Raw genomic sequence first — 22618 nt, forward strand, 5'->3', positions numbered from 1 at the left:
CACATGCATGCACAAGCACAGCGAATACCTGAACCGCATTTTGTTGAGCCGCGTTTATGACGTGGCTGTGGAGACGCCTCTCGAAGAAGCCAAGACCCTTTCGCGTCGCCTCGGCAACCGAATTCTGCTCAAGCGCGAGGATTATCAGCCTGTTTTTTCCTTCAAGCTGCGTGGCGCGTACAACAAGATGGCCCGCCTTTCGCCGGAAGACCTGCGGCGCGGCGTTATTGCCGCCTCGGCGGGCAACCATGCCCAGGGCGTAGCCCTGGCGGCGCGCAAGCTCGGCTGCGAAGCTACCATCGTCATGCCTGTGACGACCCCCGCCATCAAGGTGGAGGCTGTGCGCCGTCTGGGCGGGCAGGTGGTGCTTTCAGGCGAATCGTTCAGCGATGCCTGGCAGCATACGCTTAAACTTATTCAGGAAAGCGGCTGTATCTATGTACCGCCTTTTGACGATCCCGATGTCATTGCCGGGCAGGGAACCATCGCCATGGAAATTCTGCGGCAACACCCCGGCGATATACACGCTGTTTTTGTTCCCATTGGCGGCGGGGGCATGGCGGCGGGCGTTGCGGCCTATATCAAGGCCTTGCGGCCAGAAATCAGGGTCATCGGCGTGGAGCCTGTGGATTCCGACGCCATGCGCCGTTCGGTCATGGCCGGACACCGGGTGGAAATGCACGACGTGGGGCTTTTTGCCGATGGCGTTGCCGTGAAGCTGGTGGGCGAACACACTTTTGCCCTGTGCCGGGACCTCCTGGACGACATCATTGTGGTGGAGACAGACGCCATCTGCGGGGCCATAAAGGACATCTTTGAAGATACTCGCCTGGTTGCCGAACCAGCGGGAGCTTTGGCCCTGGCCGGGTTGCGCGCCTACGCTGCGGCCAGCGGCCAGCGGGACGCCACCCTGGTGGCAGTGGTCAGCGGGGCCAACATGAACTTCGACCGTCTGAGCCATGTGGTGGACCGGTCTGAAATCGGCGCACACCGCGAAGCCCTGCTGGCAGTGACCATTCCGGAGGCCGTGGGCAGCTTTCGCGCCCTGTGCGCTTCTTTTGGCAGCCGCAATATTACGGAGCTTTGTACCCGTTTTTCCGACCCGGTGAAGGCGCGTGTGCTGGTGGGCATAAAGATCAGCGGGCGGGAAGATGTGGCCGAAGTGCTGGCAGAACTGCACAGCAAGGGCTTTGGAGCCGTTGATCTGACAGATAACGAGTTTGCCAAGGTTCACTTGCGGCATCTGGTGGGCGGCAACGCGCCGCAGGTGCTACATGAGCGGTTGCTGCGCTTTACCTTTCCCGAACGGCCCGGCGCTTTGCTGGACTTTATGGACGCCATGCGCGTGGATTTCAGTATCAGCCTGTTCCAGTACCGTTATCACGGCGCAGACTTTGGCCGCGTACTGGTGGGCTTTGAGGTTCCGGAAGAAAAGCGCGGGGTTTTCGAGGAGTTTTTGCAGCGGGTTGAAGGCATGGGCTACCCGCATGTGGAAGAAACGGGCAATCCCGCCTACCAGATGTTTCTGGGATGGCACGACGACTAGCACATTTTACCTTTGAAAAAAGTTACATGCGCTCACGCTGCACGAGAGTGCAGCGCGTTGTAACACGTTGTGCATTCTGTAGAAGATTATATTTTTAGCAGAATGGCAGCGGTAAAAATGGCTGACTGCCCAGTGCGGATTTTCAGAAAATCCGTGCCACCAAATACTTGTAAGACGAACGTGGTTTGCCGTCGGGCAAGTAGTTCAAAAGGTAAAAAAACAGGGATGCACGCTCCGCCCCCTCAGCGGAGGAAACGAAGGCGCATGGCGCTGCTTACACTACACGCAGTATGGCCCGTTTCCGTTCAGGAGTACCCTTTGGCTGGGTACCATATCTGAACGGAAACGGGCCTTTTCGGCAGCGGAAGGCTATTGACCGGGCAGATACTTTTTTTCAAATGTCGTCATGGGTAACGGCTTGCTGAACAGATAGCCCTGAACCTGTTCGCAGCCTTTTTGCCTGAGGATGGCGAACTGTTCTTCTGTTTCCACCCCCTCGGCCACCACGCGGATGTTCATTCTGCGGCACATGTCCACCACGGCTTCAATGACCATCTGGGTTTTCTGATTGGTCACGATGCTGTCCACAAGGGCTTTATCCACCTTGAGTTCGTCGAAGTTTGCCAGCGAAAAGAGTGAGAGGTTGGCAAAATCTACCCCAAAATCGTCAATGGCCACGGCAAAGCCCAGTTCGCGGATACTGTCAATCAGGGCAAGCAGATTCATGCCCTCCACGCCTTTCACGCTTTCCGTCACCTCAACGATCACCCATTTTTTATCAATGCCGTAGCCGTTGAAAACCGTCTGCAGGCGCGTGAGAAAATCCTGTTCCGCCAGAGTGTAGCGCGAAAAATTTACTGATATGGGAATAGCCTGCCTGCCTTCGGCAAACCATCTGGCTATGCTGGCGCAGACAATGTCAAAAACATAAAAATCAAGTATACCGATGAGTTTTGTGTCTTCAAGAACTGGCAGAAATTGTGCCGGGGGCGTAACCGTGTCATCTTTTTGCAGATAGCGCACCAGAGCCTCACAGCCGCTGACCCTGCGGTCGGCAGAAGACACCTTGGGCTGGAGGTAAACGGTAAAAGCGCCTTCGCGCAGGCTTTTTTCCAGCATGCCCGGTTCGGTCAGGCAGAACACGTCATCGTTATAGTGGCGGTAACGGTCACTGGGAAGGTTTTTTCGATAGTGGTTTTTCTTGTCCTGATACATGCGTTTTTCCGCAGCATGTGCCAGGTTCTGCATGTCGGCTGCTGTTTCGGACCACTGATGGCCGATGGCCACGCGGCAGTCCTGAAAGGTGGAGCAGTGCACCTTGAGCAGCCGCACGCACTGCTCAAAATCTTTCCGGGGCATGTTTTTGCACATGACAAGAAATTCGTCCCCACCCACGCGGTAGGCCGTGCCCGAAGGAAAAGCATTTTTGAGGCAGTGCGCACATTCAGCCAACAGCCTGTCACCGTGAGCCTGGCCGAACACGTTGTTGATCCGTTTCATTTCGTTGATGGAAAGATAGGCGATGCCCGCATTCTGCACTTCTTTAGCGCCGGAAATGCCTTGCAGGTAAGAGTTCCGGTTGTGCAGGCCCGTGAGGCTGTCTTCAAAGCTCAGTTTGACCAGAAGCTTTTCGTAGTTGATGCGACGTATGGCTGAGAGCAGAAAGTAGCGCAGCGAAAGCAGCAGAGGCGCGATTTCGCGGATCTTTTCGGAAGCAGCGTTTTCCATGCCCCAGAAGCCCAGCAGCGCTCCGTTCTGCTCCAGAGGCATGACCACAAGATTACGGATGCCTTGGTCATACAGGTCCTTATAGGCATCCGCCTGTTGTTCCATATCCTTGATAACGAGGTATTCACTGGTATCCGCAGATATTTCCCACTGGTGAAAGCGGGCCATGTCCAGCGTCTGGTAGCGCCTCTGGGTCAGGCGGGAGGCGCGCCATTCGCTGTTCAGTGCGAAGGTTTCGCCGGAAAGCCGGAAGAAATAGGCGCGGTCTGCGTCAAAGTGTTTGCCTACTCGCTCCAGCAGGTCTTCCAAAGCTTCAGACAGGCTTTTTGCATTGTAGAGCAGGGCAATGCAATCTCTGGTGACATGTTCGCCCGCCAGCGCGTATTGCAGCGCGTGGCGTTCCATTTCCCGTTCTGTGATGTCTGTGGCGATCTGCATCCGTGCTTTTCTGCCGTTCCAGTTCACGAGCCTGTCGCGCAGGATGAAGTGCCGCCCCAGCATTTTGTTGGTAAATTCCCAGGAATACACGCTGTCAAATGTGAGCCGGTCGTTGAGGCAGAAGGAGCATGGAGCGTCCAGCCCTTGCAGCAGTTGATGGCATTTGGCGCCGCGCGGATTGCCGATTCCGTATTTTTCCCGTGCCGAGGCGTTGATGTAAAGGATTTCATGCGTGGCGACATCCACCACATAGACCAGTTCGAGCATTTGCTCAAGGGTGCTCAGCAGGGTGTCTTGCATCAATGCTTTTTCTTCTTCCGGCATGCCGGAGAACAGGCCCTGATCCATTGGGCTTGTCGGCCCGGCAGTCTGAAGGGTGGCCTGGGGAATTTCTCTGGGGGGACCTGTATACGGTTGGGGATGTTCCACAACCACGCGGTTGCGACCGTCCTGTTTGGCCTGGTACATGGCGCTGTCTGCGCTGCGGATAAGGTGCTCAAGGCTTCGGGGGGCCGCAGGCTGCATGCTGGACAGGCCGATGCTGACAGAAAGCCGCAGGTCGGGATACTCCTGAAAGCGTATGCACTGCACCATGTTCATGATGCGGTGCGCCACAAGATGTGCCGCATCACTGTCCGCGTGGGCCAGCAGAACCACAAACTCTTCGCCGCCATAGCGGCAGTTGATGTCGCTGCCGCGCAGGCAGCGCTTGATGGCACCTGAAATACGCTCCAGCACAGCATCGCCGAAGGCGTGTCCATAGAGGTCGTTCACCTGCTTGAAGTGGTCAATGTCAATAAAAAGAACAGAGACGGGCATGTTGAATTTTTTGCTGTGCTCGTGCAGGGCGGCCCCTTTCTTGAAAAAAGCGTGCCGGTTCGAGGCTCCCGTCAGCTTGTCGGTGGTGGCCATGTGAACCAGCGCATCACCGTAACGCTTAAGTTCCTGGATGTTTTTTTCTTCCCGTGATTTGAGTTTTCCCACAAGAAGGACAATGGCGAAGATAGACAGGGCAATGGTGACGGATTTGTAAGCGCCGGACGGATCGCTGGTTTTGACCAGAAAAAAATGGGCGCTGTACGCAAACGCCACGCAGCCGGTAAGAGCGCCCCCAAGATAGCCGCTGGAATATGTGGCGTACACAATGGGGATCATCAGGATGATCATGGGATTGGGGATACTGAAAACATAAACGATCAGAATGGACAGGAATATTAATGAAACAGAAGGCAGATATTTTATCCATTCATGCTGTGCGCAGGCAGTAGAGCGCATTTTCAGGAAGTCTATGTTTTTTTTCATTCCTGTCTCATTGTATCCGGCTGATGTTTTTAGACGTCTTGTTGCCGAAAGTCTGGCATGCGCGGTGTTCTGTATAAGAAGAATATACCATACAAAACCTATACAGAATTATTTTTGAATATTCCAGACATAGAATATGTCATGCCTGCAGGGGTTGCCCTGTGCTGTCAAAAAAGGCTCTCCACCGTACACCAGTGGAGAGCCTTTCCGTTGCGGGAAAGAAAGGGCTTTTTATCGTGCGCCAAAGCCGGGGACATGAAAGCGGCGTTCAAGCCAGCGGAGAAAAAATGTCGCCAGGGTGACCATGGCCAGGTAGTAGGCCCCCACTGTTATGAACACTTCGGTAAAGCGGAATGTGTCTGACGCCACAACCTTGCCCTCGCCCATAAGTTCCATGCAGGTGACGAAGTAGGCCAGTGAACTGTACTTGATAAGGTAGATGATCTCGTTGCCGCAGCCGGGAAGAGCGCGCCGCGCCGCTTGCGGCACGACTATCCAGGCCACCGTTTTCCAGGTGCTGAATCCCAGAGCCTGGGCGGCCCGTATCTGCCCCTGGCGGATGGAGAGCAGCGCCCCGCGCACATATTCGCTCTGGTAGGCTGCCGTGCACAGGATAAAGCTTGTAAGGGCGGCCCCGTATGGCGGAAAATAAATGCCGAGTTTGGGCAGGGCGTAATAGATCATCATCAATTGCACGAGCAGCGGCACACCACGTACGATGGCGGTAAACCAGTCACCCAGGCGGCGCATCCAGCGCGGGCCGAAGGCGCGGGCGCAGCCCAGCAGCACACCGCCCACAAAGCCCAGGCTGCCTGCAGGAATGATGAGCGCCAGGGATACGAGCAGCCCCCTGTTAAGGGCGGGAATAAGCTCGTGGCTGAAAAAGGCCGTATCCAGCACGCTAAACCCCCATCTCCAGCAGGCGTTGGCAGAAGTCGCGGGTGCGTGTGGTGGAGCCTTCGGCCAGGAGCACATCGGGCGCGCCCTGTTCAATCAGCTTGCCGTGTTCCATAAAAATAATCTCTGTGGCCAGAGCGCGGGCAAATTCCATCTGATGGGTGGCCATGATCATGGTCATGCCCCCGCTGGCAAGGTCGCGTATGACGGCGAGTACTTCGCCCACAAGTTCCGGGTCCAGCGCTGATGTGGGTTCGTCCAGCAGAATGACTTTGGGGTCCATGGCCAGGGCACGGGCCATGGCCACACGCTGTTTCTGGCCGCCGGAAAGCTGTGCCGGGTAAAGCAGGGCACGGCGGGCCAGGCCGACACGCGCCAGTTCTTCGTGAGCGCGGGCTCTGGCGTCCTTGTGGTTCATGCCGCGCACCTTGCGCAGGGCGATGGCCACGTTTTCCTCGGCCGTAAGGTGGTCAAACAGGTTGAAATCCTGAAAGATCATACCAACTTGAGCGCGAAATGTGCACAGGGCGGCCTTGCTGGTGCGGTCAAGGCGCTGGCCTTCAAGGTAAATATCGCCTTTGTCCGGGGGGATAAGGCAGTTGATGCTTTGCAGCAGGGTGCTTTTGCCGGCGCCGGAAGGCCCGATGAGCACCTTGAGTTCGCCCCGGCGCACCGAAAGACTGCAATTGTCCAGAATGGGCTTGCCACCCAGCTTCTTGGAGATACCCTCAACACGCAGAATCGCTTGTTCGTCCACATTCATGGCTTATCCCGCACCCGTGCCTTCCATGCCCATGCCCGTGGAGTATCCCGGTACATGAACTCTTTTTTCCAGGCGGCGCAGGAGCTTCAGCACCGCCAGTGTCAGCAGAAAATAAATGCAGCCCGCTGCCGCGTAAAGGGCCAGATGTTCGTGCGTGCGTGCGGCCACAAAAGACGTTCTTGCCATGATATCCTGTGTGCCGAGAACGTAGCAGATGGCCGAATCTTTGAGCAGAATGGAAAATTCGTTGGCCCAGCCGGGGATGGACAAGCGCATGGCCTGGGGCAGTATGATGCTGCAGATACCCGTGCCTTCACCCATGCCCAGAGCGCGTGCCGCGTTGAGCTGCCCTTGAGGCAGACTTTCAATGGCTCCCCGGAAAATTTGCGACTGGTAGGCCGTACTGGTGCAGCCAAGCACCAGGCAGCATATAAGAAACGGGTCTGCCGGCAGGCCGAGGCTGATGAAAAGCCCGTAGCACAGAAAGAGCAGCACAAGAATGGGCACTCCCCGGAAAAACCACACATAGACCGCGACCAGGCGGCGCAGCCAGGGGCCGCCGTAAACCTGGGCCACAGCCATAGGAACGCCGAGCACAAGGCCCATGGCGAGAGAAATGGTCACGTTGCCCACCGTGACTATGCAGCCGGCCAGCATGGACGGCAGGGCGTGGTAAACTACTGAAAGTGAGTCCATATGCGGGGTTTTGCCGTAGGTTGGGCATAACAGCGCGGACCGCCGGAATAACCGGCGGTCCGCGCCTGCCGTTCAGCGCTTTCGCGTTGCTTATTTATTCAGATATTTTTTCTGCAGTTCCTGCCAGTACGGATCGGCCATGAGCTTTTTGTAGCCCTCATTGATCAGTTTGTGCAGGTCCTTATCGCCCTTGCGCATGGCTACACCGAACTTGTCGGGTTCGCCGTGGGTTCCGGCTTTTTTGACAGCCCGGCCCTTGGCAATGGCGTCGTCGGCGGGCAGTTCGTCCATCAGGGCCACTTCAATGCGGCCGTTGAGCAGGTCTTCCACAGCCAGGGGGGCGGACTCGTAGAAGCGCAGTTCAAAGGGATAGCCTTTTTCCTGCTGTTCCTGCTTGATGGCGTTGGCTTCGGATGTGCCGCGCTGCACGCCGAGCTTGACTTTTTTGGTCAGTACGTCCTGCGGGGTCAGCGTGGAGTCTGCGGGCACGATAAACACGCGCGAAACCGTCCAGTACGGTTCAGAAAAGTCCACGACTCTGGCGCGCTCGGGCGTGATGCTCATGCCGGAGTCCACCATGTCGATCTGCTTGGCCACGAGGGCGGGAATGATACCGTCCCAGGCCATGGGTTTGTGCGTGATTTCGAAGCCCATGGTCTTGGCTATCCAGTTGAGAGAATCCACGTCAAAGCCGGCGGGCTGGCCGGTTTTTTCGTCCATATAGGCGAAAGGCGGATAGTTGGGGTCAATGCCGTTCACATAGCTTTTTTTGGCAAAAGCGGGCACAGCGGCCATGACGGCAGCCAGCAGGGCGCAGACAAGAAGTTTTTTCATGCTCGTTTTCCCCCTCGGAAATAGCAGTGGCCTTTGTACGGCAAAACCGCGGAATAGCATGCGGCAGCCGCTGAAAAAGTGGATGCGCGCACCCGGGCAGGCCGCGGGAGCACGCGAGCGCACGCACAGGCAGGGCGCATGCCCTGCCACCGCGCTGGCTACGGCAAAACAAGGATTTTATCTAACAGAAGCTGTGCCGTGACGCAAGCCGGCCGGGATGGATTGTTTTTTGCCGTTTGCAGAAGGACCGAATATAGTATAATTATATGGCTTAAAGCATGGTGCAATGCTCCGGCCTGTTGCAGGCCAAACCAATCAGCCCCGGTGGTTTTGCCGCGCAAGCGGCACTATTTTTTCCGGGATGGATACCATGAAAAAAACTTCGCGCTGGGTTCATCTCGCTTCTCTTTTTGGTATTTCAGCCCAGAAATTCCTGCTGTGTCTGTTTGACCTGCTGGCCCTTCTGGGAACCGCTCTCGCTGTATTTCTTGTCAGAGCCACTTTTGGCGGCCTTGATCCCGTACTGTACCACTGGGTTGTACCCATGCTCCTGCTCGGCCCTGTTTTTGGCGCCGGGCTGGGGCTGTACCAGACCGTAAGCCTTGCGCCACACCGTGAACTCAAGGCGCTGTTTCAGCTGACAAGCCTTCTGTACGCCATTATTCTGGCGGTTCTTTTTCTGTCCAAAACCGGCGACGCCTATTCACGCATTGTCATTATGGGTAGTTGGGCTGCCACTCTTTTCAGCATGCCGCTCATGCGCAGCCTGTGCCGCCGTCTTTACGCGCGGCGGCGCTGGTGGGGCAAACCCCTCGTTATTTTTGACCATTGCAGTGAAGGGCGCGAACTGTGGCACTATCTGAAGCGCCACCCCGACAGGGGGCTTAACCCGGTGGCCATCTACGATCTGCCTGATGCGCCGGAGGACATGCGCTGCCTGTTTGCCTCTGTTGCTGCCCGGCAGCCCAAGGCTATGGCCCTGCTGCTGCAAAGAGTGGGCAAGGCGCAGGATGTGGACGTGATCACCGAGGCCAGCCGGTACTTCAGCAGCACCCTGGTGGTCCCGGCTTTTGGCGGCAATTTTCGTGTCCACTGGCTGACGCCGCGCGATCTGGGCAATGCCGTGGGGCTTCTGGTACGGCAAAATCTGCGTGACAGGCGCCGCCTTTTTGTCAAAAGATGCCTGGATATCGGTCTGTGCCTGCTTGGTTCGGCCCTTTTACTGCCTCTTGGGGCTGTTCTTGCCCTTATAATAAAGCTGGACAGCCCCGGGCCGGTTTTTTACCGCCAGACGCGCATCGGTCGAGGCGACAGGGAGATCCGGATATTCAAGTTCCGCACTATGGTGTGTGACGCGGACAGGGTGCTCAGGGACATGCTGAGCAGCGATGCCGGCCTGCGCGCAGAATGGGCCTGTGACCGCAAGCTCAAGTGCGATCCGCGCGTTACCCGCGTAGGGCGCTTGCTGCGCAAGCTCAGTCTTGACGAATTGCCGCAGCTCATCAACGTGGTGACGGGCGATATGAGCCTTGTGGGGCCGCGCCCCATCGTCAGGGCCGAAGTGAAAAAATACGGCCCTGTATTTGACGAATACTGCATGGTGCGGCCCGGCATTACGGGCTTGTGGCAGGTTTCCGGCCGCAATAATACCACCTATGAGGAGCGCGTGAATTTTGACCAGTATTATATCAACAACTGGTCTGTATGGATGGATCTGTGGATTATGTGCAAAACCGTGCCTGTGGTCATTCTGGGGCATGGAGCCTACTGATGGGTGAGCGCGGCAACAGGCTGAACCGTTTTCTCGACCGGTGGGCAGGCATCCCGCTGACTGTCTGCACGGCGGGGCTGCGGGCCGCAGCCGGAACAGCCCGGCTGAACATGCCGGCCGAACCGCAGCGGGTAGGGTTTCTCTGTCTTGGTGCCATTGGCGACCTGCTGCTTTTGTCATCCCTGATTACGGCCCTGCGCAGGCGTCTTCCCCATGCACGTTTTTACCTGTTGACCACCAGCGGAAACGCCGCCACGGCGTCGCTGATTCCGGGCATTGATGAAAGCGCCTCTTTCAGCGTACGCAAGGTCCCGGCCATGCTGGACTGGCTGCGCAGAAAAAAGCTGGACATGCTTTTCGACAGCAGCCAGTGGCCCCGGCTCGGGGCTGTGCTGAGCAACCTGTCGGGAGCGCCCTGCACCGTGGGTTTTGATACCCCCGGGCAGTGCAGGGCCTGCGGTTATTCGCACCGGGTGCCGCACTGCGCGGACAGGCACGAGGTGGAAAATTTTCTGGCCCTGGGCAAAGCGGTTTATGACGATCTGGAGGGCGAGCCATGCCTTGCCCTGCCCGTCGAGGCTCCGGCGGATGCCGTCAGGGCTGATCACATGCTGACAGAGCTTGCGGGGGCGTGCCTGCCGCGTGTTTATCTGCACATGTGGCCGTCGGGCATCCATGCCCGGCTCAAGGAATGGCCTTCGGGCCACTGGGCGGCCCTGGCCCGGGAACTGGCCGGGCGCGGTTTTCAGGTCTGCCTCACCGGGGCGCAGGGCGACGCGGCGCGAAATGCGGCCTTTCTTGTGGCTCACGCGGACTGTCCCGCCGTATCCCTTGCGGGCGATCTGTCGCTTGCCGGGCTTGCCTGGATGTTCTCCAGGTCGGCAGGGGCTGTTTCTGTCAATACAGGAACCATGCATCTGGCGGCCCTTGCCGGCGCGCCCACAGTGGGGCTGCACGGGCCTACCAATCCGCTCCGCTGGGGCCCCTGGGGCAGGAAGGTCCAGAGCCTGCTGCCGCATTCGGGGGCCTGTGCCTATCTGAACCTTGGCTTTGAATATCCCCAGCCACCGGTGACATGTATGGAAAATCTGCCCGTGAGTGATGTGCTGGATGCTCTGGCGCGCATGGGTGTGTGCGGGCCAGCATTAGCTGCTGACTGACGTTTTCGGCCTGCGGGACCGCAGCATTCCATTTCACCAGAGATGCCCCAGGAGTAGCCATGCGTCTGCCCGACTTTGAGCTGGAGGTATTTTTCAGCCGCTACGAATTTTCCACGCCCTGCCTGCTGGCGCAGTCCGACTGCGAAAGCCTGAGTATTGATGACCTGCTGGCTCTGGAGCCGGACCCGGAAAAAGCCCGGCACGAGTTTTTGCAAACCCGTCTCGGCTATAGTCCCAATGACGGCAGCCCTGCCTTGCGTCAGGCCGTCTCGGGGCTGTACAGGCACATGGCTGAAAAGGATGTGCTGCTGTTTACCGGCGCGCAGGAAGGCATATTCGCCTGCATGAATGTGCTGCTGGAGCCGGGCGATCATGTCATATGCCAGTTTCCGGGCTATCAGTCCCTGTATGATCTGCCGCGCGCGCTGGGCTGCCATGTGGACTTCTGGCGGCAAGAGGCTGAAGGCGACGGCGGCTGGCGGCTTGATCTGGACGTCCTCAAAAGCCTGATCCGCCCCGAAACCAGGCTTGTTGTCATCAATTCACCGCATAATCCCACGGGCTTTGCCCTTGATGCCAGCCAGACTGAAGAGCTTTGCGCTCTGGCGCGGCAGCACGGCATCTGGATATTCGCCGACGAGGTTTACCGGGGGCTGGGCTGGAATGCGCTTCCGGGGGAAGAAGACCGCGGCTGTGAAGAAATTGCGCCCTGGCTGTGCGATATGTACGAGCGCGGCATTTCCCTGGGCGTCATGAGCAAGGCCTACGGTCTGCCCGGCGTGCGGGTGGGCTGGCTGGCCTGCGGCAATGCCGGGCTTATGGGCGGCATCAGCCGCTACAAGAACTATCTGAGTATCTGCGGAGCCGCGCCGTCAGAATCGCTGGCCTGCACGGCTCTGGCACACGGTTCTGCGCTTTTGCAGCGCAGCAGAAATATCATCCAGGAAAATCTGCGTGTTGCAGATGCATTTTTTGCACGCCATGCGGATTTTTTTACCTATAACCGGCCACTGGCCGGTCCCATAGGTTTTCCTCTGTTGCACGGGGATGAATCTTCTGAGGCTTTCTGCATCCGTCTTGCGCGCGAGGCCGGGGTACTGTTGCTGCCCGGCAGTGTGTACGGCCTTACAGCCCCTTATGTGCGTATGGGGTTTGGACGTAAAAATTTTGCCGCAAATCTTGACGTGCTGGACGGCTGGCTGCAAAGGCAAAAAACAGGCTGATATTTTTACGGCGCCACCGCTTAAGGACAAGGCCGCATTGATCACGCGACAAAGGCCCCGGAACAGCTCCGGGGCCTTTGTCGTACCTTTCCCTTTCAGGTTGGGAGAGCTTTTGTACCAACCATCCATAAGAAATAAGAGTCTTAGGGGGTGGGGGAGGGACCCTTTTGCAAAAGGGTCCCTCCCCCACAAGATATTTCACCTTCAAACAATCCGGGTTCTTCCCTCACAAGGTTTTTTAAATACCCCAGTCCTAAAATTCCGGTACGTCCGCGGGTTTTCCGCCCCTGACCTTATCAAGATAGACGGCCCAGGCCTCGCCGATGGCAAAAAGCCGTTCTTTGGGTATGGCCTTGCTGTCATACAGGATAAGCACGGAGCCGCTTATGGGATTGCATTCCACAGCGTTTACTCCGGCAATGGCTTTCAGGCGGGTTTCAGCAAGTGCGGCCACGGATCCGTTGCGGAGGGCGGGGTGGCGTATGCGCACTCTTCCGTCCACAAAACTGCGTACATATCTAAGAAGATGCAGGGTGTTCAAAATGGCTCTCCTCGCCCGGAAGGGCCTTTTTAGGCAAATGCGGGCGCATGGCGTTGAGCGCTACGCCCAGAGTCGTCACATTGTGCAGCAGGGCCGAAACGCCGGGGCCGATGATCATGAAAAGCCCGCCCACAAGAAATGCGCTGTTGAGCGCCAGCGTGGATACAAAGTTGAAGTGTATGCGGCGCAGGGTGCGTCTGCCCAGCAAACGGGCACTGACAAGCCCTTCAAGGCTGGGATGGGTCAGCAGCACGTTGGCTACCTCGCGGGCCAGATCGGTGCCGTCGCTCATGGCAACGCCCACATGTGACGCTGAAAGGGCCGGGGCGTCGTTGATGCCATCGCCTACCATGAGCACCTTGCAGCCCTGGTCGGTGAGGTCCTGTACAATGCGGGCCTTGTCTGCGGGCAGCACCTGGGCACGGTACTCGCTGATGCCGACACTGCCGGCCACGGCACGTGCGGTGCGCTCATCGTCTCCGGTGAGCATGAGTATGCGCCCGAAGCCCAGGCCACGAAGCTCTTCCACCACGCGCGCGGCTTCCGGACGCAGGGGATCTTCAATGGAGACCATGCCGGCGAGCTTGCCGTCTTCGCTCATGAAAAGCAGCGAGCGCCCCAGGGCCGCCTGCTCTTCTACGACATGCTGCAGGGGGGAGAGGTCAACGCCTTCGTCGTGCTCGATGTAGTGGCGGCTGCCCACGCGCATTTTTTTGCCATAAAGGGAAGAGGCCACACCGTGCGCCACAAGATATTCCACATGGGCGTGTTCTTCTTCGTGTTTAAGCCCTTCCTCATCGGCCTTGCGCACCACGGCGCGCGCCACAGGATGGGGAAAATGCTCTTCAAGGCAGGCCATGACGCGCAGAACCTCGGTGCGGTCAAAGCCCGGGGCGGGGAAAACTTCCACAACCTTGGGGCTGGCCTGGGTAAGCGTGCCGGTTTTGTCAAAGACGACGGTGTCGGCCTCATTGAGGGCTTCAAGGTATCGTCCGCCCTTGATGGCCATGCCGTGGCGCGCGCCTTCGCGCATGGATGCCAGCACCGCCAGCGGTGTGGCCAGCTTGAGCGCGCAGGAGTAATCCACAAGCAGCACCGAGGCCGCACGGCGAAAGTCCCGCGTGAGCAGCCAGACCACGGCGGCCAGACCAAAGGTAAAGGGTACGGCCATGTCTGCCAGACGTTCGTATTTGCCCTGTATGCCCGCCTTGAGCGTTTCTGATTCTTCAATAAATTTGACAACCTGACGCAAGCGCGTACCATCGCCCACATACTTGGCGCGGATGACAAGGCGACCTTCCTCCACCACGGTGCCTGCGAAAACAGACGCTCCCACCGTCCTTCTGACGCCGAGCGGCTCCCCTGTCATGGAGGACTGGTTGACTACCGCGCAGCCTTCTTCCACCACGCCGTCCACGGGGATGCTGCCGCCGTCGCGCACAACCACAAGGTCGTCTTCTTTTACCTGGGCAAGGGGAACGGATACTTCCGTTCCATCAACAAGCAGCCAGACGTTTTCCACATTAAGGGCAAGACTTTCGGTCAGTGTGGCCATGGAGCGGCGGCGGGTCCAGTATTCGAGAGTTTCGCCCAGGCCAAGCAGAAGGGTGAGCAGGCTCACCGTGCGGAAGTCGCGCATGATGAGCGACGCGCCAATGGCCGCCGCGTCAAGCACATCCACGTTGAGCGCTCCACGCAGGACGGCCTGTATGCCCTTGAAAAGAAAAGGCACAGCGCTGGCCACGCTGTTGACGATGCGCAGGGCCATGGGCAGCAGGGGCCGCACAAAAACGTACTGAAAGACCGGCATAAGGCCTTCGGTAAGTGTGGCCTCCCCGGGGCCGGGCGTGCCGTCATCGGCAGTTGCGGCCATATGGGTCAGGGGTCCCTGTTCGTCGCTTGCGCCTACAAGCAGGGTCAGGGCGCTTTCGCGGCTCTGCTGGTCTTCATAAAAAAACAGCAGGCTGCCCAGGCGCGGCGTAACGCGCGCCACAATGATGCCGGGCAGGGTAGCCAGGGCGCCTGCCAGTGCTTCGGCCTGCGCAAGGTTGAGGGGGCAAGAGGCGCGCACGCGCATTCTGCCGGAATCGGGCGTGGCTAGGCCACGTAACTCATGGACAATATAAAAACGCATGCGCGCTCCTGTTCCATACATAAAGCAAAGGCTGCAAACTGCGGGATGTGGGCCATCGCCCGGAGAAGGGGCGGTATCGCCTGAAGGGAGCCGGACAGGCCGGGGCGCGTCGGGCGTTTTTTGACCGGATGTTTTGGACGAACAGTAATAAAGTGCGCGGACGTAAGGTCCGCGCAGGGCAAGCGCCTTACCGGAGGCAAGGCCGATTGCGTTAGGCTTCAGCAGCGTCCTTGCCGGCCTTGCGTTTTTCAGAGGCCAGACGTGCTTCGGCGGTGAGGTCTTCCACATCTTCCTTGAGGGCCTCGACCTTGGTGAGCAGAGCGTCTTTGACGTCGATGCCGCGGCTGATAAGGTCAGTAGCCAGGGGCTTGAAATCGACCTTGCCGCGGTTAACGGCGGCAACGCCCACAGCACCGACAATCAGGCCGCCCAGGAACCACAGGCCGCACTTGAAACCGCTATTCATAACTATCTCCTTTACGTGTTTGCACTATGCCGTCTCTTCCGTCGGGCAGGTGCCCACCCTCCGGATATTGTTCGTGTCCTTGCCGAAAAATGCGGCAGGTAAAAAATGGTATAATAAAAGAAGTCCGATGAAAAGTCTGTAACTGGCCGCAAAAACGGCTGTTTGTGGCGGCGGCTTCGCATGCCGCCGGGGCGGCGCCTGATGCGCCGGACGCGGTTTCAGCCATATGTTGCTACGGCATGACCGGAGGCCCGGCTTTTCAGAAGCGCCGCGTGAAAAAAAAGTGCTTAGTTGCCGGAGGCCGCCAGGTCGACCTTGATGTAGTCCGCTTCGCTGTTGCGCAGGGAAATGGTTACCCCGGAAAGGCGCAGGGCCACCGGATCCTTGAGGGGAGCCCGCCCGACGACAGAAACTGTCGTGCCGGGGATAAGCCCCATGTCGCGAATGCGGCGGTTCATTTCACCAAGGGCTTCCACAGCGGCGATTCTGCCCTTCTGGCCTACCTGCATCTGACGCAGATTGACAATCTGGCTCATGCGTGTTCTCTCTTTTTTAGCATTACCGGGTAATGCATCTGAATAGCATTTCAGGCCGTATAGGCCCATGCCGCAACCTGATGCGGCGCTTGCGCCATCTGGCGTTTTTTCAGGCTTGGCAGCGATCTTGCTCCCAATAGGGAGAGGTGTCAAGAGAAAAGAAAGTCAATTTCAACCGGAGTCCTCAAGCCCCGTATTTTGCCAAGGAGAGAGCATGCAGCGACCATATGTTGCACATCTGATGGAAGGCAGGGCACGGTTGCGCCATCCGGCTCTGGCCGATGCTGGTGCGCGTGAGATCGCACGGGTCTTGCTGCTGGATGAGGCCGGCGTTTGCGAAGTGCGCCCCGGCAAGGAATCCCTCTTGCTGCTTATGGATTCCGGCACGGACTTTGCCGCTATCTGTCTGCGGCTGGAAGAAAAAATGCCGGGGCTTCTGACGCCCAGGGCCGAGGCCGCCGCGGCCCGCAGGACCGAAAGGCGCGCGTGTTTTGCCGCTGCCCAGGGCGAAGGCCGGGGGCGCAGAAAAGAAAGCCGTGGATGCGGAGATATGTTGGGAGACGTGCGCCTTCCCGGTTTTTTGCAGGTCCTGGGCAAGGGCAACGGCAAAACCAGGATTATGGGTGTCAGTCCGCGCAAGTTTGAGGTGCGCACCATGCTTGGTGCGGGCAGCCTGTGCCTTTTGTCCGGACTGGCCGGAGGCAAGGCCCTGCATGTGGCTGCCGGACTGGCCTGGGCGGCGCTGGCAACCCGTCATGTGTGGGTACGCCGCAAGGCCCTGTAGGATCGCTTTTCAGGAACCTGCGGAAGGCGGCGCTGCCCGATTGAGGGCAGTGCCGTGTTGTCATGACAAGGGTCTGAGGCCGGAGTGCACAGTTGTTCCGGCCTCAGACCCTTGTGGTACTAGCGCAGCATTATCGGTCAGGCGTCTGTTTTGGCGCCATTTTCCCCTTCGGGGGCGTCTTCCATTTCATGACGTCCGGCCATGAGGTTGCGGTGCCCGGAGATGATTCTGGGTATGACATCGGGTTCGGCCAGCGATGTGGTATCACCGATATCTTCGTAGCTGTCTCCGGCTATTTTTCGCAGCATGCGGCGTATGATCTTGCCGGATGTGGTCTTGGGCATGCCCTCCACGAATTGTATGTATTCCGGCGTTGCCAGAGCGCCGATATCCCTGCGCACGGCCTCGCGCAGTTTGGCGCGCAGGTCCGCACTCCAGGGGACCTCATCGCGCGTGACCACGTATACATAGATACCTTCGCCTTTAAGGGCGTGGGGCATGGGAACCACAGCCGCTTCGCCCACCTCGGGGCAGGCGGCCAGCACGGCTTCTATTTCGGCGGTGGAAAGGCGATGGCCGGAAACGTTGATGGAGTCGTCAATACGGCCGAGTATCCAGAAGTAGCCGTCCTGGTCGATTTCGGCGGCGTCGCCCGAAGAATAGCAGCCGAAGCGCGAAAAATAGGACTGGTACTTCTCTTCATCATTGAAGACGCCCTGCATCATGCCCGGCCAGGGGCGGCGAATGACAAGATGGCCCGCCTTGCAGCCTGCTTCGGGTTCTTCGCCGTCGCGTGCGGCCGACCCCATAACGGTGGCGTCAATACCGGGCAGCGGCTTTGAGGCGGAGCCGGGTTTGAGCTTTGTGGCGTAGGGCATGGGGGCGATCATGGCTCCGCCGGTTTCCGTCTGCCACCACGTGTCCACTATGGGCAGTTCACTGCCGCCGATGTGCTTGTGGTACCAGTGCCAGGCTTCGGGATTGATGGGTTCGCCCACGCTGCCCAGGATACGCAGGCTGCGCAGGTCGTAACGTTCTGTCCACGCCTCGTTCATCCGCATGAGGGAGCGGACAACCGTGGGCGCTGTATAGAGGATATTGACGCGGAAGTTTTCCACGATGCGCCAGTATCTGTCGGGGTAGGGCCATGTGGGTATGCCTTCAAACATGAGCGTGGTGGCACCCAGGGCAAGCGGGCCATACACACCGTAGGTATGGCCGGTAATCCATCCGGCATCGGCCGTGCACCAGTACACATCGTCATCGCGCATGTCAAAGCACCACTGGGTGGTGTGGGCCGCATAGGTCAGGTAGCCGCCAGTGGAATGCATTACCCCGGTGGGCTTGCCCGTACTGCCGCTGGTGTGCAGCAGAAAAAGCGTGTCATTGGCATCCATTGGTTCGCAGGGAAAGTCGGGGTTAAGGGTAAAATCGTCAATAAGGTCGTGCCACCAGATATCGCGGTTGCGTTGCATATTGACGTTTTCAAGCCCCGCATGCTTGACGACCACCACGTGGGCCACCGAAGGACATTTTTCCAGGATGGGGTCAAGGTTGGCCTTGAGGGGTTTGAACTTGCCACCGCGCACTGCCGCATCGGCCGTGATGACCACGCGGGCCTTGCAACCCTGTATGCGGCTGCGCACGCCCCCTTCCGCATAGCCGGAAAAGATGGCCGTGTGTATGGCGCCTATGCGGGCGCAGGCCAGCATGGCAATAAAAAGCTCAGGTATCATTGGCATATACAGGGCAACATGGTCGCCTTTGCGAATGCGCAGTGAACTCATGGCATGCGCTACGCGGCAGACCTCTGTATAAAGCATCTGATAAGTGTAGCAGCGCACATCTGTTTCTTTTTCGCCTTGCCAGATAAGGGCGGCCTTGTTGCGTCTGCCCGAAATCAGATGTCTGTCGATGCAGTTAAAGGAAGCATTGAGTTTTCCACCGGTAAACCACTGGTATTTATGGTTTGCTTCGTCAGCTTCCAATACTTTGTCCCAGCGTTTGAACCAATGGATCAACTGCGATGCTCGCGCTCCCCAAAAGTCATTGGGGTCTTCCAGAGCGCGGCGGCATAGTGCATTATACTCTTCCGGACCGCAAACCCAGGCAGACGTCTTGCCGTGCTCTGGTGGAAGATAGCTGCGATTTTCATTCAACAGTGTAGTGATCCGTTCCTGAGACATGATCCAGCCTCCATAATGCATAAAACAGTAAAATGAAAAGTTAAGACTTTGCCATGATACATGCGTAAAGAGATTTTAAATAACCGTCAAGAGGCGAGTACCTGTTTGTGCTTTCAGTCATAGTTGTGAAAAAAATATCAATATTGCAAAAAATTGATATTTTTTACGGAGTCTGGCCGATTGTAACGCCATTACAATTGAAGATTTTTTTCACAATGTGGGGCCAAAAAAATTATAACTTTTTTTAAACAACCATGTGAAGGCAAGTAAAAAATTTTTCTGCCGGAAATACTGTTTTATTTCACGCATCGTGAAGCATTGTACCTTGAGCGGAAAAGGCGAGACGGAGCGGACAGCCTGGATGGCGAGCCGTCCTCGACAGGCGGGAGGTCCGGAAAATTTCAGCACAGGATGCCCGGAAAGGGAATAATGCCGCGGTGCCTGCAGGCTGGCAGAAGCCAGAAGCGGGCCGGTCTGTTTACGCTGTGGCACGTCAGCCGCAACAGGTGCGCCAGGTATTCGGCTGGCATATGAACGGGATGCGGCCCGGTACATGGGGAATGCGGGCCTGGGACACGGGCAGTATTTGCGCCCGGCGGAAACAGCAAGGTGGCGGTGTGAGGCATTTCAATGGCAGGGCTGCCCGGATGACGTCAGGTGCTCGGGTGATGGCAGTGCCGGGTTGCTTCGCCCGGCGGCAAGGTGGGCAGGTGTGCCGGCAGACCTGCAAAAAACTGTCCTGTGCGCGGGCTTTGCGTGGCCCAGCCCTGGTGCGTGGTGTTTGCCGGCCTGTACGCGGATTTTTACTCCGTTTCTGGTTCACCGACGGGCAGTATGAGGCCACGCTCCAGCAGCAGGGCTGCCAGTTGGGTAACGGGCAGGCCCACAACCGTGCTCCACGAACCTTCCACCCTGTCTACCAGAAAAGCTCCTTGCCCCTGAATGGCGTAGGCGCCGGCCTTGTCGCACGGTTCGTCTGTCGCCACATAGGCCCGTAGCACAGGTTCTGGCCAGGGATGGAAAAAAACACGGCTTGTGTCGCTGAACACCAGCTCTTCCGGTTTGAGGGCGGCGCTTCCTGTATTGCCGGTTTGCGTTGCGCCTGTAGCCGCCTGCCGTGTGTCGGGCAGCAGCAGGCAGACGGCGCTGATGACTTCATGCCCGCGCCCGGAAAGGCGGGTAAGCATGTTCAGCGCATCCTGCCTGTCACGGGGTTTGCCCAGAATGTCGCCGTCCACGGCCACCACGGTATCGGCAGCCAGAATGATGTTTTTCCCGTGCAGCAAGGATTGGGCCTTGCCGGCAAGGAGGCCGGCTGCCGCATGGGCCTTGGCAAGGGCCGCGCGCCGCGTATAGGCATCGGGCAATTCTCCGGGGCAGGGCGAAGGCTCAGCCCCGGCGGGGCTGGTCAGCTCAAAGGAAAGGCCCCATTCGGCGAGAAACTGGCGCCGCCGCGGCGAAGCCGATGCCAGCACAAGCCTGCAGTCTGGGGCCAGGGAAAAAAGAGCGGGGCGTGGGGCGTGGTTTTCTGCCATGTGACTGTCTGTATTTATGCCCGGTTGAAGGCGCGAACGGGGGCCTTATGCCTCGTTGGCGGCCGGGACGTGACGGAGCACTTCGCGGTCCTGCATGTCCAGCACGCGGAAAAGGCCGTCCTCATAAAAGCCGTAGCTGCGGGGCGAGCCGCCTTTGGGCAGCGAGAGGGAGCCGGGATTCCAGAAGTGCAGGCCGTCCAGGGTTTCTCCCCTGGGGATGTGGGTGTGCCCGCGCAGAATGACCGTGCCGGGCTTCAGCCCGGGGCAGGGCGGATTTTCCGGCAGGTGATGCCCGTGGCTGGCGAAAATATGCAGTCCGTCAGCTTCAAGCCATGCGGTTTCAGTTACTGGAAAAGGCAGAAGGGCCAGATCCACCTCGGCATCGCAATTGCCGCGTACGGCGCTGACCGGGCAGGGCAGGGACGAAAGGTCGGGCATTTCGCGCAGAACCGAGGGGGTGTCATACCCCTGAGGCAGGGGGTTGCGCGGCCCGTGATAGACAAGGTCGCCCAGAAGCACCAGCAGGTGGGGCTTTGTCTGGCGGGCTTTTTCTATCAGAAAGCGCAGGCTTTCAATGGAACCGTGCAGGTCCGAGGCAACAAGCAGGCGCATCAGGAGCGCTCCCTGGCCTCAGGGTGGCGGGCGTTCCAGGTGGGCCTGTCTTCGGCTTCTTCCACCAGCATGACGGGGATGTCTTCCCGCACGGGGTACACCACCTGGCAGGCTGCGCAGGCAAAACCTGCCACGGCTGCGTTTTCTTCCAGGGCCGTGAGGCCACCCAGGCATTTGGGGCAGGCCAGGATACGCAAAAGTTCTTCTGTATTGATGGGCATATGCATTCCCTTTTCAGATGGGCTTGGTTCGTTATGGCCCGACAGTGTAACGTGATGCCCCTCCCAGTTCAAGGCTTGCACCCTATTGATATTTTGCGCTATCAATAACAGTCATCCCTCAAGGTAGTATTTTATGGAACTGGTTGATCTGCATACCCACACCAGAGCGTCCGATGGTACTGATTCTCCGGCGCAACTGATGGCCAAAGCCGCTGAGGCTGGTCTCAAAGCCGTTGCCGTAACAGACCATGATACGCTTGCCGGTCTGGACGAGGCCGCTGCCGCCGGACGTGAGCTGGGGGTGGAACTCATACGCGGCTGCGAAATTTCCACAAGCACAGAGCTGGGCGAATTGCATATTCTGGGCCTGTGGCTGCCCGAACAGCCCGAAGCCCTGCTGCAAAAGCTTGCCTTTTTGCGTGAAAAGCGCGGTGAGCGTAATGAAGGCATTGTGCGCAAGCTGCAAGACCTCGGGCTGGATGTCAGCATGGAGGAAGTGCTGGCTGCAGCCATGGGCGAAAGCGTGGGGCGGCCCCACATTGCCGATGTGCTGCTGCGCAAGGGGTACGCCAAAAACATACGTGAAGTTTTCAAGGAATATCTGGGCAACCACGGCAAGGCCTATCTGCCCAAAGAAGTGCTGGAGCCGGAGGAAATCGTGCGGCTGCTGGCAGACCTTGGCGCTACCGTGAGCCTGGCGCATCCCCTGTTATGGAAAGCGCCGACCGGTTGGCTTGAGGCGCAGGTAGCCCACCTCAAGGATTGCGGCCTGAACGCCATTGAAGCGTGGCACAGCGAACATTCAGAAGCGGATGCACGCACATGTCTGGCCCTGGCCAGGCGCTTTGACCTCGGCATCAGCGGCGGGTCGGACTATCATGGCGTCAACAAACCCGCCATTCAGCTTGGGCGTGGCTACGGCGGACTGCGTGTGGGCATTGGCGTGCTGGATGACCTGCGCGAGCGCCGCATAAAGATGGGCCTGCCTGTCTGATTTGGAGCATTGCGCCGCACTGGCGCGACACTGGCAGCCTGTGTCTTTGCCGTCTGCGCCGACGAACAGAACCCAGTATCTTCATTTTTCTGCCGCCACCACTCTTTCTCATGCCTTGCGAAAAAACGGCCGGCGCGTTACAGCGGGCATAAGAGCCGTTATACATTTGCCGTATTTTTCCGGCCGGAACCCGCGGCAGACCGCCCCCATACTGGCCGGTTTCATGCATAGTCTTTACCGGGACACTCGGA

19 protein-coding genes are annotated in these 22618 nt (G+C 58.4%); 6 read left to right on the top strand and 13 right to left on the bottom strand.

Features of this window, described 5'->3' with window-relative positions; translation table 11 throughout:
* The first annotated feature begins 7 nt into the window (after positions 1-7).
* Complete coding sequence (gene ilvA / locus ACZ495_RS01295; protein WP_012625384.1) at positions 8-1546, top strand: threonine ammonia-lyase, biosynthetic; 1539 nt, start codon at positions 8-10, stop codon at positions 1544-1546.
* 369 nt (positions 1547-1915) lie between these two features.
* Here ilvA and ACZ495_RS01300 read toward each other — a convergent pair whose 3' ends face one another.
* From ACZ495_RS01300 to ACZ495_RS01320, 5 genes are all read right to left on the bottom strand, one after another.
* Positions 1916-5014: a bifunctional diguanylate cyclase/phosphodiesterase gene (locus ACZ495_RS01300; protein WP_464262510.1), complete on the bottom strand. Its 3099-nt coding sequence runs from the start codon at positions 5012-5014 to the stop codon at positions 1916-1918.
* A gap of 231 nt (positions 5015-5245) precedes the next feature.
* Complete coding sequence (locus ACZ495_RS01305; RefSeq protein ID WP_072311627.1) at positions 5246-5914, bottom strand: amino acid ABC transporter permease; 669 nt, start codon at positions 5912-5914, stop codon at positions 5246-5248.
* 1 nt (position 5915) lies between these two features.
* Positions 5916-6674, bottom strand: a complete 759-nt coding sequence (locus ACZ495_RS01310) for an amino acid ABC transporter ATP-binding protein (protein ID WP_012625381.1) — start codon at positions 6672-6674, stop codon at positions 5916-5918.
* A 3-nt stretch (positions 6675-6677) separates the two neighbouring features.
* Entirely contained in the window at positions 6678-7370 is a 693-nt protein-coding gene (locus ACZ495_RS01315; RefSeq protein WP_012625380.1) for an amino acid ABC transporter permease, read from the bottom strand.
* A 90-nt stretch (positions 7371-7460) separates the two neighbouring features.
* Positions 7461-8204, bottom strand: coding sequence for an ABC transporter substrate-binding protein (locus ACZ495_RS01320; RefSeq protein ID WP_012625379.1), 744 nt, complete (start codon positions 8202-8204; stop codon positions 7461-7463).
* Positions 8205-8574: 370 nt separating this feature from the next.
* Here ACZ495_RS01320 and wbaP point away from each other — a divergent pair, with 370 nt between their 5' ends.
* The 3 genes from wbaP to ACZ495_RS01335 are packed head-to-tail and all read left to right on the top strand — an operon-like array spanning position 8575 to position 12358.
* Complete coding sequence (gene wbaP, locus ACZ495_RS01325) at positions 8575-9975, top strand: undecaprenyl-phosphate galactose phosphotransferase WbaP (protein ID WP_012625378.1); 1401 nt, start codon at positions 8575-8577, stop codon at positions 9973-9975.
* Complete coding sequence (locus tag ACZ495_RS01330) at positions 9975-11135, top strand: glycosyltransferase family 9 protein (protein ID WP_012625377.1); 1161 nt, start codon at positions 9975-9977, stop codon at positions 11133-11135. Before wbaP ends, ACZ495_RS01330 begins: the two co-directional genes overlap by 1 nt.
* A 59-nt stretch (positions 11136-11194) precedes the next feature.
* Complete coding sequence (locus ACZ495_RS01335) at positions 11195-12358, top strand: aminotransferase class I/II-fold pyridoxal phosphate-dependent enzyme (protein WP_296983746.1); 1164 nt, start codon at positions 11195-11197, stop codon at positions 12356-12358.
* 253 nt (positions 12359-12611) lie between these two features.
* Here ACZ495_RS01335 and ACZ495_RS01340 read toward each other — a convergent pair whose 3' ends face one another.
* The 4 genes from ACZ495_RS01340 to ACZ495_RS01355 form a co-directional block, all read right to left on the bottom strand.
* Entirely contained in the window at positions 12612-12899 is a 288-nt protein-coding gene (locus ACZ495_RS01340) for an HMA2 domain-containing protein (protein ID WP_012625375.1), read from the bottom strand.
* Positions 12877-15033 (bottom strand): heavy metal translocating P-type ATPase, encoded by a 2157-nt coding sequence (locus ACZ495_RS01345; RefSeq protein WP_464262511.1) that lies wholly within the window; start codon positions 15031-15033, stop codon positions 12877-12879. Before ACZ495_RS01345 ends, ACZ495_RS01340 begins: the two co-directional genes overlap by 23 nt.
* A 211-nt stretch (positions 15034-15244) precedes the next feature.
* Entirely contained in the window at positions 15245-15499 is a 255-nt protein-coding gene (locus ACZ495_RS01350; RefSeq protein WP_012625373.1) for a hypothetical protein, read from the bottom strand.
* 287 nt (positions 15500-15786) lie between these two features.
* Positions 15787-16035 (bottom strand): FeoA family protein, encoded by a 249-nt coding sequence (locus ACZ495_RS01355; protein WP_012625372.1) that lies wholly within the window; start codon positions 16033-16035, stop codon positions 15787-15789.
* A gap of 214 nt (positions 16036-16249) precedes the next feature.
* On the opposite strand from ACZ495_RS01355, the gene ACZ495_RS01360 reads away from it, so the two are divergent.
* Positions 16250-16819 (top strand): hypothetical protein, encoded by a 570-nt coding sequence (locus tag ACZ495_RS01360; protein ID WP_072311623.1) that lies wholly within the window; start codon positions 16250-16252, stop codon positions 16817-16819.
* A 137-nt stretch (positions 16820-16956) separates the two neighbouring features.
* On the opposite strand, the gene acs is transcribed toward ACZ495_RS01360, so the two are convergent.
* From acs to ACZ495_RS01380, 4 genes are all read right to left on the bottom strand, one after another.
* Positions 16957-19005, bottom strand: coding sequence for an acetate--CoA ligase (acs, locus tag ACZ495_RS01365; protein WP_394027249.1), 2049 nt, complete (start codon positions 19003-19005; stop codon positions 16957-16959).
* 803 nt (positions 19006-19808) lie between these two features.
* Positions 19809-20540: a Maf family nucleotide pyrophosphatase gene (locus ACZ495_RS01370; RefSeq protein ID WP_012625369.1), complete on the bottom strand. Its 732-nt coding sequence runs from the start codon at positions 20538-20540 to the stop codon at positions 19809-19811.
* A 45-nt stretch (positions 20541-20585) separates the two neighbouring features.
* The gene (gene yfcE, locus ACZ495_RS01375; RefSeq protein ID WP_012625368.1) at positions 20586-21152 is read right to left on the bottom strand and encodes a phosphodiesterase; all 567 of its coding nucleotides are present in this window, start codon (positions 21150-21152) and stop codon (positions 20586-20588) included.
* Positions 21152-21373, bottom strand: a complete 222-nt coding sequence (locus tag ACZ495_RS01380) for a Trm112 family protein (protein WP_012625367.1) — start codon at positions 21371-21373, stop codon at positions 21152-21154. The genes yfcE and ACZ495_RS01380 overlap by 1 nt, the downstream gene beginning before the upstream one ends.
* Before the next feature lie 133 nt (positions 21374-21506).
* Between ACZ495_RS01380 and ACZ495_RS01385 the strand changes: the two genes are divergently transcribed.
* The gene (locus tag ACZ495_RS01385) at positions 21507-22367 is read left to right on the top strand and encodes a PHP domain-containing protein (protein ID WP_012625366.1); all 861 of its coding nucleotides are present in this window, start codon (positions 21507-21509) and stop codon (positions 22365-22367) included.
* Positions 22368-22618 lie beyond the last annotated feature (251 nt).

The organism is Desulfovibrio sp. GTC20076 (genome assembly GCF_055385905.1).